General features: G+C 67.9%; 8 protein-coding genes and 1 pseudogene. 5 read left to right on the top strand and 4 right to left on the bottom strand.

From position 1 onward, the window contains the following. A pseudogene (locus tag ACLML9_RS24375) lies at positions 1 to 475 on the bottom strand (DNA-directed RNA polymerase subunit beta); the annotation flags it as partial. A gap of 756 nt (positions 476 to 1,231) precedes the next feature. Between ACLML9_RS24375 and ACLML9_RS24370 the strand changes: the two are divergent. Then, the gene (locus tag ACLML9_RS24370; RefSeq protein WP_411947703.1) at positions 1,232 to 2,473 is read left to right on the top strand and encodes an MFS transporter; all 1,242 of its coding nucleotides are present in this window, start codon (positions 1,232 to 1,234) and stop codon (positions 2,471 to 2,473) included. A 56-nt stretch (positions 2,474 to 2,529) separates the two neighbouring features. On the opposite strand, the gene ACLML9_RS24365 is transcribed toward ACLML9_RS24370, so the two are convergent. Next, entirely contained in the window at positions 2,530 to 3,162 is a 633-nt protein-coding gene (locus tag ACLML9_RS24365) for a TetR/AcrR family transcriptional regulator (RefSeq protein ID WP_411947702.1), read from the bottom strand. A gap of 67 nt (positions 3,163 to 3,229) precedes the next feature. Between ACLML9_RS24365 and ACLML9_RS24360 the strand changes: the two genes are divergently transcribed. From ACLML9_RS24360 to ACLML9_RS24345, 4 genes are all read left to right on the top strand, one after another. Beyond that, complete coding sequence (locus tag ACLML9_RS24360; protein WP_411947701.1) at positions 3,230 to 4,777, top strand: flavin-containing monooxygenase; 1,548 nt, start codon at positions 3,230 to 3,232, stop codon at positions 4,775 to 4,777. Continuing rightward, complete coding sequence (locus ACLML9_RS24355) at positions 4,774 to 5,604, top strand: SDR family NAD(P)-dependent oxidoreductase (protein WP_030522037.1); 831 nt, start codon at positions 4,774 to 4,776, stop codon at positions 5,602 to 5,604. Before ACLML9_RS24360 ends, ACLML9_RS24355 begins: the two co-directional genes overlap by 4 nt. Before the next feature lie 22 nt (positions 5,605 to 5,626). Next, entirely contained in the window at positions 5,627 to 6,550 is a 924-nt protein-coding gene (locus ACLML9_RS24350; protein WP_411947700.1) for an alpha/beta hydrolase, read from the top strand. A 127-nt stretch (positions 6,551 to 6,677) separates the two neighbouring features. Then, complete coding sequence (locus ACLML9_RS24345; RefSeq protein WP_411947704.1) at positions 6,678 to 8,471, top strand: AMP-dependent synthetase/ligase; 1,794 nt, start codon at positions 6,678 to 6,680, stop codon at positions 8,469 to 8,471. A gap of 73 nt (positions 8,472 to 8,544) precedes the next feature. Here the strand turns inward: ACLML9_RS24345 and ACLML9_RS24340 are convergent, their stop codons facing one another. Both ACLML9_RS24340 and ACLML9_RS24335 read right to left on the bottom strand, forming a co-directional pair. Beyond that, positions 8,545 to 10,029, bottom strand: coding sequence for a DHA2 family efflux MFS transporter permease subunit (locus ACLML9_RS24340; protein ID WP_411947699.1), 1,485 nt, complete (start codon positions 10,027 to 10,029; stop codon positions 8,545 to 8,547). A gap of 211 nt (positions 10,030 to 10,240) precedes the next feature. Beyond that, entirely contained in the window at positions 10,241 to 11,113 is an 873-nt protein-coding gene (locus ACLML9_RS24335; protein WP_411947698.1) for a glycine betaine ABC transporter substrate-binding protein, read from the bottom strand. Between the last annotated feature and the right edge of the window lie 322 nt (positions 11,114 to 11,435).

The following is an 11,435-nucleotide window of genomic DNA, read 5'->3' as shown; positions in this document are numbered from 1 at the left end:
TGAAGGTGCCGTGGTCGGTCATCATCGGGAAATCACCCATGAAAACCGTCTGGCTCTTGATCTCACCGGTGTTGTTGTTGATGAACTCCGCGGTGACGAACAGCGGCGCCGCGTAGGTCATGTCCTTGTCCTTGCATTCGGAGACCGAGGCCTTGACCTCCTCGAAGCGCGGCTCGGACAGGGTCAGCGACATGGTCGCCGCGAAATCCTCGATCGGGCCGACCTCCGCGAGTACCTCCGCCAAGCCGCCCGTGAACGAATCGCCGCGGGCGGCCGCCCGTTCCCGCTGGGCGGTCGCACCGATCAACCAGCCGAACGATTCGGTCTGGATCTCCAGCAACCCCGGTACTTCCAGGGGCTCACGGACTCTGGCGAACGAGAGCCGCTCGGGCCTTCCCGGGATTCGGCTTCCGGCGGATGCCGCGGCAACGACCTCGTTCTGATCAGGGAGTACCAAGATGCGTCCTTCCAGCACCGCACGCCGCCCATACCTGTGCGGTACGGGCGTCACGTATCTGCTTGTCAGTGGGCGTTATTGGGATCGCGCACCGCGGGCGGAAGCCGTCCGGACAGGACTCGACGACAACCCGTGGCAGCGAAACGCAGAATGCGCCGCTTCCACGGTGGTTTCGTATTTCGAGAGTCGGACAGCACGCGCCCCGGCGCGAAGTCCTAAATTACACACGAAATCGTCGAATGTCGAGAGACATGAAAAATAAAGCATCCGTTTTCCGATGCTTTCTATTTTGATAGTGACATCCCGATCCACACCGCGTCAAGCCGAATGGCGGAAAACCGCCGGAATCGGCCGTCGTGGGTTCGGGTGAGGGGGATCGCGGCAGGACGGGCCGCGGCGCGCGCAGACATCCTTCCCGGTCGGGTTCGGCCACAAGGGCATTCACCGGGTCGGGCGTCGAGGAGTTCCCCCGAACTCGCAGCGCCCGGCCGGGCGCGCGTGAACACCGAATCCAGGGTACGAACAGGCGGCGCCACAAGTGAGAAATGAATCAGCGCCACGCCCACCCGGAAGCAATTTCCGACCCTTCCCACTCGAATATATCGCTCTCGATAATTGCGGGATTCACCGGGGTCCGCCTCGCCGGTAAACCACCCGTGGAATACAACGAACGGTTGTGCCCGGGTACCGCCACGGTTGTTTGATCGCGGCCCGCGCTTTCTGCTTTGCTCGCGCAGGTCATCGCGAGGACGGACGAGCGAGAGGTGCGCCGGAATGGCGAATGGGCGGTCCCTGGGACGGCAGTTCGGTTGGCTGTGGGCCGCCTACGCGGTAAGCCGTTTCGGTACCGCACTGGCGTTCAACGCCTTCGGCCTCGTCGCCGTCCTCGTCCTGCACGCCGGGCCCGCCGAGGTCTCGATACTGGCGGCGGCCGGCCTCGCGGTCGGTGCCCTGGTGGCGATTCCACTGGGGCCCTGGGTCGAGTTCCGCCGCAAGCGGCCGGTCCTGATCGCCATGGACCTCATCCGGTGCGCGGCACTGCTGAGCATTCCGATCGCCTTCGCGTTCGGCGCACTCGGGTTCACGCAACTACTCGTGGTCGCGATCATCGCCGCGACCGCCGATATCGGTTTCACCGCCGCGTCCGGCGCCTATCTGAAGAGCCTGGTGGCGCCGGACGATCTGCTGGTGGCCAATGCCCGCTTCGAATCCACGAACTGGACCGCCATCGTGCTCGGGCCGCCGCTGGGTGGCGCCGCGGTCGGACTGCTGGGCCCGATGGCCACCTTGGTCGCGGACGGCCTGAGCTATCTGGCCTCGGCGGCGGGCCTGCGCGCGATCGGCGACCGGGAACCGCGTCCGGCCCGCCCCGACGCACCTCGTCCGGGCGCGCAGTTCGAGGGCTGGCGATACGTCCTGGGCCATGCCGGCCTTCGCCCGCTGCTCTGCAACGACGCCCTCGTCGGCGCGCTGATCATGGCGACTCAGCCGCTGATGTCGGTCCTCATGCTCGGGCAGCTCGGCTTCGCGCCCTGGGAATTCGGGCTCGCGTTCGCGCTGCCCTGCCTGGGCGGGTTGCTCGGGGCACGGCTCGCGCCCCGGCTCGTCGACCGGTACGGACGCGGGCGCGTGCTGCGGATATCCGGGATTCTGCGGGTGTGCTGGCCGGTCGCACTGGGCGCCGTCACCGCCGGTACCGGCGGATTGGTACTCGTCCTGGTGGTCCAGACCGCCGTGATCGTCTGCATGGCCGTGTTCAACCCGGTCTTCGCCACCTACCGGCTGGAGCAATTACCGGCCGACCGGGCGACCCGCGCGCTGGCGGCCTGGTCGGTGAGCAAGAAGGTCACCATCGCGGTGGTCACCGCACTGTGGGGGTTGCTCGCCGCATGGATCGGAATCCGCCTGGCGGTCACACTCGCCGGAGTGCTGCTGTTGATAACACCGCTGCTGCTGCCCCATCTGGACCGGGCACCGGAACACCCGGAGGCCGTACCGGCGCGCCCGGCACCGTGACCGCATCGCAGCTTGTTCCGCAGCACTCGGGCGTGGGCGCGGCGTGCGGCTGGACCTCAGGCGCGCAAGGCGGCGGCCAGGGCCGGGTTCACGGCCATCGACAGCGCCAGCAACGACTCCACGAGCAGTTCGATCAGTTCGTCCCGGGAAATGGGTTCCCCGCGCAGCCACGACAGGGTGGTTTCTTCGGTGAAAGCCACCCAGCCGCGAACCACGAGAAGCAGCCGGGGCTGCTCGCGCTCCTCCGGCGACAGCGGCACCTGGGTGAGGATGATGTCGACGATCGCCTGCCGGGTCTGCTCGACCATGGCGGCCAACTCCGGGCTGGAGCTGGTGGGGCCGCGCAGCAGGGCCAGGTACGAGGTGCGGTTCTCGCTGACGTAGTCGATATAGCGGCCCACCGAGTCGCGCAGCATATCGAACAGGCTCAGCGTGGGGTCGGGGACGACGCGGGCCAGCAGTTCGGCGTTCGCGTGCCGGACCACTTCGAGCTGGAAGTCCTGTTTGGTGGGGAAGTAGTGGAACAGCAGTCCGCGCGAGATCCCCGCCTGCGCCGCGATCTCGCTGACCGATATGTCCTCGATCGCCCGTTCGCCGAGCATCTTCACGCCGAGCGTTATCAGCTGCGTCTTCCGTTCGTCCGGGCTCAATCGGACGCGCTTGGCGGGTGCTTCCGGGCTCGTACTCACCCGTCCATCCTACTGAATGCCGTTCAATACTGTTGACTGCGACTCAATAAGCCCTTACGCTCATTACATGAGTCGCAAGGTTACAGACAAAGCTGTCGCTAACCAGCCCACCCGTCATCTGCGGACGATCATCATCGGCAGCGGTTTCGCCGGCCTCGGCCTCGCCATCCGGCTGACCCAGCAGGGCCGCGAGGATTTCCTCGTACTGGAACGCGGTAGCGATGTCGGTGGGACCTGGCGTGACAACACCTATCCCGGCGCCGCATGCGATGTGCCCTCGCACCTGTACTCCTATTCCTTCGCCCTGAATCCGGACTGGTCGCGGTCGTTCTCCCGGCAGGGCGAGATCCAGGCCTATATCCAGGGCGTTGCCGACAAGTACAACGTGCGCGACAAGCACCTCTTCGACTGCGATGTCACCGGCGCCCGCTGGAACGGCGAGACCGCGCAGTGGGAGGTGACCACCAGCAAGGGCGATTTCACCGCCGATACCGTGGTCTCCGCGGTCGGCGCGCTGTGCGAGCCCAACCTGCCCGATATCAAGGGCATCAACAGCTTCGAGGGCGAGATCTTCCACTCGGCCCGGTGGAACCACGATTCCGACCTCGCCGGGAAGCGCGTCGCGGTCATCGGCACCGGCGCCTCGGCCATCCAGATCGTTCCGGCCATCGCCGGCAGCGTCGCCCACCTCGACGTCTACCAGCGCACCGCGCCCTGGCTGCTGCCCCGGCTGGATCGCCCCTACCTGGCGCCCGAGCGGCTGGCGTTCAAGCACATCCCGGGCGTACAGCGCCTGTCCCGGGCCGCGATCTACGCCGCCCGGGAGACCCAGGTGGTCGGCCTGGCGAAGTTCCCGCCGCTGATGCGCGGTTTCGAAGCCCTGGCCAAGGCCAAACTGGCGAGGGAGATCCGCGACCCGGAACTGCGCAAGAAGGTCACCCCGAACTTCCGCATCGGCTGCAAACGCATGCTGATCTCCAACGAGTACTACCCCGCCCTGGACCGCGACAATGTCGACGTGGTCACCGACGGGATCGCCGAGATCCGCGCGCACTCGATCGTCACCGCCGACGGCACCGAACGCGAGGTCGACGCGATCGTGGTCGCCACCGGCTTCCACGTCACCGACTCCCCCGCCTACGAGACCATCTACGGTCGCGACGGCCGCAGCCTGACCGAGGTGTTCGACGAGATCGGCCAGCAGGGTTACAAAGGCTCGGCGATCGCCAACTTCCCGAATATGTTCTTCCTGCTCGGCCCCAATGTCGGCCTGGGCCACACCTCGATGGTGTACATGATCGAATCCCAGATCAACTACATCGCCGACGCGCTGGCCACCTTCGAAAGCCAGGGTCTGCGCACCGTCGAGGTGCGCCGTTCGGCGCAGGACTCCTACAACTCCGGCCTGCAGAAGAAGCTCACCAAGAGCGTCTGGAGCACCGGCGGCTGCGCCAGCTGGTACCTGGACAAGCACGGCAACAACACGACCCTCTGGCCGGACTTCACCTTCGAATTCCGCCGGATCACAAGGAAATTCGACGTGGCCGCCTACGATACGACGACGGCTGCCGATGCCCCCGCTCGACCTGATCTGAAAGTAGTGACCGCACCGTGAGCAATGATTCCTACTTCCGCAACAAAGTCTGTGTGATCACCGGAGCCGGGTCCGGGATCGGGCGGGCGCTGGCGGTCAACCTCGCCCGGCGCGGCGCGAAACTGGCCCTCTCCGATATCGATACCGAAGGCCTGGCCGAAACCACCCGCCGCTGCGAAGAACTCGGCGCGGAGGTGAAATCCGACCGGCTGAACGTGGCCGAACGCGAGGCCGTACTGCTCTACGCCGACGCGGTGAAACAGCATTTCGGCGTCGTGCACCAGATCTACAACAACGCCGGTATCGCCCACCACGGCGATATCGCGAAAACCGATTTCAAAGACATCGAACGCATCATGGATGTCGACTTCTGGGGTGTGGTGAACGGAACCAAGGCGTTCCTGCCGTTCCTCCTCGAATCCGGTGACGGTCACGTGGTGAACGTATCCAGCCTCTTCGGCTTGATCGCGGTGCCCGGGCAGGCCGCGTACAACTCGGCCAAGTTCGCGGTCCGCGGTTTCACCGAGGCGCTGCGCCAGGAGATGCTGGTGGACCGCGCACCGGTCAAGGTCACCTGTGTGCACCCCGGCGGTATCAAGACCGCCGTCGCCCGCAACGCCACCTACAGCGACGATATCGACGGCGCGAACGCCAGCTCGATGTTCGACAAGTACCTCGCCATCCACAGTCCCGAAATGGCGGCGCAGACCATCGTCGACGGTGTCCGCAAGGGCCGCGGCCGGGTGCTGATCGGCTGGGAGGCCAAACTGCTGGACCTGTTCGTCCGTACCGCCGCCGCCGGCTACCAGCGCATCGCGGTCGGCGTCGAACGGCGTTTCCTGCCCTGATCGGTACCGGAGAAGGAACGACATGCGAGATATCGCGCTGCCACTGCCGCTGGCGCGGGCCGTCCTGGGCTCGATGTACCGGGTGGCCCTGCATTCCCGGCTGCCCTGGCGGGTCCAGCGGGCCCTGATCGACGCCGGTTCGGCGTTGCAGCCCGTACCGCCGGGCGTCGGAGTCGAACGGATCCGCCTGGGCGGCCGCCCGGCCGAGCGACTCGCACCGGCCGGCCCGGCCCCCGCCGAACCCGCCGCCGTGCTGTACCTGCACGGCGGCGGATACGCCGTGGGTTCGCTCGCCACCCACCGCTCGCTCAACGGCCGGCTCGCCGCCCGAACCGGGCTACCGGTCTACGCCCTCGGCTACCGGCTGGCACCGGAACATCCCTACCCGGCGGCACTGGACGACGCGGAGGCCGCCTTCCTCGAACTGGTCGCCGAACACGGCTACCGCCCGGAACGAATCGCGATCGCCGGGGACTCGGCCGGCGGCGGACTGTCGCTGGCGCTCGCCCAGCGGCTCATCGCCCGGCATGGCCACACCCCCGCCGCGCTCGGTCTGATCGCGCCGTGGGTCGATCCGAACCAGCCCGCCGAACGCCCCCGCGATCTGGTCGTCAACGGACCCTGGTCGCGGGCCTGCGCCGCGGCCTACCTCGGCACCGGCGATCCCGCCGATACCGGTTACGCCCCGCTGCACGGTGTCCTCGCCGGGCTGCCGCCGGTATACGTCCAGGCCGATATCGACGAACTACTGCACCCGCAGTGCGTCGATCTCACCGCGGCCCTGCGTGCGGCCGGGGTCAGCGTCTCGTTCACCGAGAGCCGCGGCCTCTGGCACGTCGCCCAGCTACAGGCCGCCCTGGTGGGCCCAGCTGCTGCGGCACTGACCGAAATGGCCGATTTCCTCCGGCAAGCCGTCGATCAGCTACCGCTGCGCGACCTAGGATGAAAGCCTGATCGGGACGCGTTTCGCCCTGGTTTCAGGGTGAAATCCAGGGCGTTTACCGGTGGCCCGCGCCCCGCCCCATTCCGGTGGCGTAAATTACCGACGAGTTGGCAAACAGGGAAAGGCAATGATGCGCGAGTTCGAAGCCCCGGCTTCCTACACCATCCCCGAGGACGCGAACAATTCCGACAACGTGTTCCGCTACGCGAAAGAATCCCCCGCCGCGGTGATGTTCAACGTCCCCGACGGTGCGGGCGGCTGGCGCGATGTGCGGGCCGCGGAGTTCGCGAAAGCGGTCACCGATGTGGCCAAGGGCCTCATCGCCTCGGGTATCGAACTGGGCGACCGGGTCGCCATCATGGCCGCCACCCGCTACGAGTGGACCCTGCTCGATTTCGCCATCTGGGCGGCCGGCGGCTGCACCGTGGCGATCTACGACAGCTCCTCGGCCGAACAGGCGCGCTGGATCCTGCAGGATTCGGCCACCGCGCTGCTGGTCGTCGAGAACGACAAGCACCGCGGCGTCATCGACGAGATCGATCCGGCCGAACTGACCGCGTTGCGGGAAACCCTGCAGATCGACAAGGACGCGATCGACGAACTCGTCCGGCGCGGTGCCGAAGTCGACGAGCAGGCGGTCCACGACCGGCGCGCCCAGGTGAAGGCGGCCTCCCCGGCCACTCTGATCTACACCTCCGGCACCACCGGCCGGCCCAAGGGCGTCATGCTCAGCCACGCCAATCTCTGGGCCGAATCCCGCGCCGACCGGATCGCGCTGGCGTCGTTCCTGACGCCCGGCAAGAAGACGCTCATGTTCCTGCCGCTGGCGCACGTCTTCGCCCGCGCGGTGAGCCTGGCCGCCTTCGACGCCAAGGTCACCCTGGCGCACACCTCCGACTGGAGCACGCTGGTCCAGCAGTTCGCCGAGCACCGGCCCGATTTCGTGCTGTCGGTGCCGCGCGTATTCGAAAAGGTGTTCAACGGCGCCAAACAGAAGGCCCACGACGAGGGCAAGGGCAAGATCTTCGACGCCGCCGCGGCCACCGCCATCGCCTACAGCGAGGCCTTGGGCTCCGGGAAGCCCGGCCTGGTACTGCGGGCCAAGCACGCACTGTTCGACAAGCTCGTCTACGGCAAACTGCGGGCCGCCCTCGGCGGCAACTGTCAGGCCGCCGTCTCCGGCGGCGGCCCGCTGGGCGCCCGGCTCGGACACTTCTTCCGCGGTGTCGGCGTCACCATCTTCGAGGGCTACGGCCTCACCGAGACCACCGCCGCCGTCTCGGTCAACACCCCCGACCACATTCGCGTCGGGTCGGTCGGCCGTCCGCTCGAAGGCCACGCCGCCAAGATCGGGGAGGACGGCGAACTGCTGCTGCGCGGTCCCGTGGTGTTCGCCGGCTACTGGGGCAACGAGCAGGCGACCGCCGACGCGTTCGCCGACGGCTGGTTCCGGACCGGCGACCTGGGCGCCATCGACGCCGACGGTTTCATCACCATCACCGGCCGCAAGAAGGAGATCCTGGTCACCGCGGGCGGTAAGAACGTCTCCCCGGCGCCCATGGAGGACGAGCTGCGGGCGCATCCGCTGATCGGCCAGGTGATGGTGGTCGGCGACGGGAAACCGTTCATCGGCGCACTCGTCACGCTGGACCCGGAAGCACTGCCGGGCTGGAAGGAACGCAACGGCATCGCGGCCGAGGTGGAGATCGCCGAACTGGTCGAGAACCCGGCCCTGGTCGCCGAGGTGGAGGCCGCGGTCGCCGAGACCAACAAGAAGGTTTCCAAGGCCGAGCAGATCAAGAAGATCAATATCCTGACCACGGACTGGACCCAGGAAACCGGCGAACTGACGCCGAAGATGTCGCTCAAGCGGGCGGTCGTCATGAAGCAGTACGCCACCGAGGTGGACAAGATCTACGGCTGATCCCCGCAATGCGATGCGAACGGCCCGGTGAGCGTACGCTCACCGGGCCGTTCGGATTCGGTCCCGCGCCGGGCTAACCGGTGAGCGAGTCCGCCTTGTCCAGATCCAGGGCGCTCCGGTCCGGCGCGTCACCGGCCTGGAAGCGGATGAACAGGACCGAGGCGACCACCCCGACCAGCAGCAGCGCGGCCGGCAGCAGAGTGGCCTGGCTCAATGCGGTACTGAACGCCTGCTTCACCGGCTCGGGCACCTGACCGGCACCCATCCCTTCCCCGGCGGGGGCGCCGCTCAGACCCGCCGCGCTCATCCGCGCGGCGATCAGGGCGCTGATCGCCGCGCTACCGAGCACCGACCCGACCTGACGGGTCGTGTTGTAGACACCCGCGCCCGCGCCGGCCTGGGAGATGGGCAGATTGTGGGTGGCCGTGGTCGCCAGCGGCGCCCAGATACAGGCATTCGAGGCGCCGGCCACCGCGCCCGCCACGACCATCCAGGTGATATTCGCGTGCGGATCCCGCATGACCAGAGCGAACCAGAAGACCGAGAGCGCGAACACCGAGAACCCGACGGTCGGAATGATCCGCGGAGGCATCCGGTCGGACAGCCGGCCCACCACCGGCGCGGCGAAGCCGGTGACCACGGCCATCGGCGCCAGCACCAGCGCCGACCGGGTCGGCGACATACCGTGGACGGCCTGCAGATAGAAGTAGATCGGCACCATCAGCGCGGTGACGGACGCACCCATACTGGCGATGGCCAGATTCGACAGCGAGAAATTGCGGTCCCGGAACAGCGGCAGCGGCAACAGCGGCTCGCCCGACCCGCGGGCCTGGGTGACCACGAAGACGGCCAGCACCACGATCCCGGCCACGATCATCGCCCAGATCTTCGCCGACCAGTCGCTCGTATTGCCCTCCTGGATACCGAACACCAGCAGGAACATGCCCACCGCGCTCAGCACCACGCCGACCAGGTCGAACTTGTGCTCATGCGTCGGCAGCGCCGGCACCAGCCAGACGGCGAGCGCGAAGGCCACCACCCCGACCGGCACGTTGACGATGAAGATCCACGCCCAGCCGAGACCGTCGACCAGCAGACCACCCAGGATCGGACCCACCAGCGTCGCCAGCCCGGCGACCGCGCCCCACATACCCATGGCGGCGCCCCGCCGGTCCGGCGGGAAGGTCCGGGTGATCACCGCCATCGTCTGCGGGGTCATCAACGCCGCGCCCAGCCCCTGCACCGCCCGCGCGGCGATCAGGGTCTCGATATCACCGGCCAGCCCGCACGCCAACGAGGACAGCGTGAACACCGCGAGCCCGAACAGATAGATGTTCTTGGGCCCGAACCGGTCGCCCAGCCGCCCGGTGATCAACAGCGGCACGGCGTAGGTGAGCAGATAAGCGCTCGTCACCCAGATGACCTGCGCGATATCGGCGTGCAGATCGGCCATGATCGCCGGATTCGCGACAGCCACGATGGTGACATCGAGCAGGATCATGAAGAATCCGACGACCAGCGCACCTAATGCGAGCCACGGATTGCGTTGAGTGGGCATAGCTTCCGTTCCTGTCGAGCGGCGCCCGATGCGCCGTTTCGTGGATCTGTCGCGATGCGCCGCACGGGCGCACCACCTGGGACTACCGGCCCACCGTACGGATGGGGCACGACAGCCGCGGCCTGCTCATGCCGTGGTCACTCCGGACTCCAGGTACGACGCCGGGCGCCGCGCCAACATTCCGGGCATATCGGACCGATCCTAGTCCTGGTCAGAGACCGTGCGCGTCCAGCCAGGTGCGGGCCAGTACCCCCGGATCCGCGGACTCGTCCCGCACCCGCAACACCAGGGCCGCGAGCTCATCGGTGGTGAGTTCACCGGCCACGTAGTTCAACTTCTCCAGCTGCCGATCGTCCAACGCCCCCTTGCGCACCAGCGCGAGCGGGTTCTCCGGTCTGATCGCGTCCGCCGGGTCGGCGAGCACCTTCAGCCCTTCGGTACCGCCCGGCAGGAATTCGGCCGGACCGGCCAGCACCGCGGCCTGGACCCGGCCCTCCAGCAACGCACGCCGCAGTTGGCCGGGCTCGGGAAACACCTCGGTCGAGGCGAATTCACAACCTTCGATCTTCCCCGCGACCTCCGGCAGCTCCACCAGCCCCGGCACTGCCGCGACCCCGGCAGCCAGGGTCGCGCACTGCGCGCCCAACTGCTCCACCGATTCGATTCCACGCTGCTCGGCGACGGCGGTGGTGACCAGCACCCGCGGTTCGAGATCGGCGCCGTCGGCCGGATCGGAGGTGACCGTGCCCTGTGGCAGCGACCCGTTCAGTTCGCGGGTGACAGCCTTCGTGGTCGTGGCCTCGGCGCCCACGTTCAGGTCGGTCAGCAGCGCGCCGTTGTGATCCGGGGCCACCGCGACGGTCCCCGCGTCCAGCGCCGCCAGCGCGTCCGCCCGGCTGCCCAGCCCCGATTCGACCCGCACCGCCGCGCCCGTGCGTGCCAGCGCCTGCGCGTAGATGTCGGCAAGTACCCGCGACTCGGCGGACCCCTGCGCCCCCACCACCAGCGGCTCGGCCTCATCGGCACCGCAGGACACGGCCAGCCCGGCGAGCACCGGCACCAGCATCCGAGCAACGACACGCATCGACGCCGCCAGTACCATCGCGCGAGACACCCACTTCCGTAACCAGCCCGCCGCACCCCTCCGGGCACCCCGACAACCCACAGGAATCTACAGGGTTCCGGCGGCCGGACGACCGGGGCGCAGCGGGAGCGCCTGGGGCTCCGGGGAGGTGGGCACGAACCAGACCCGGACACGACCGCACGCTCTCCGGTTCGGACGCGACCGGGCCGCAGAGGTGTGAGATGCCGGCCCGCTCGCGAAGGTGCTGTGTTTTTTGGCGCCGCCTTCGGCGTCGCGGGGTTGAGGCCCCCTTGGTCTCGCCGTTTCGGCCTCGAGACTCGAG

The sequence above is a fragment of the Nocardia sp. NPDC002869 genome, from assembly GCF_046764065.1.
Lineage (GTDB): Bacteria > Actinomycetota > Actinomycetes > Mycobacteriales > Mycobacteriaceae > Nocardia > Nocardia rhamnosiphila.
Note: the sequence above shows the minus strand (reverse complement) of the source record. Positions and strands in the feature narration are given on the sequence as shown.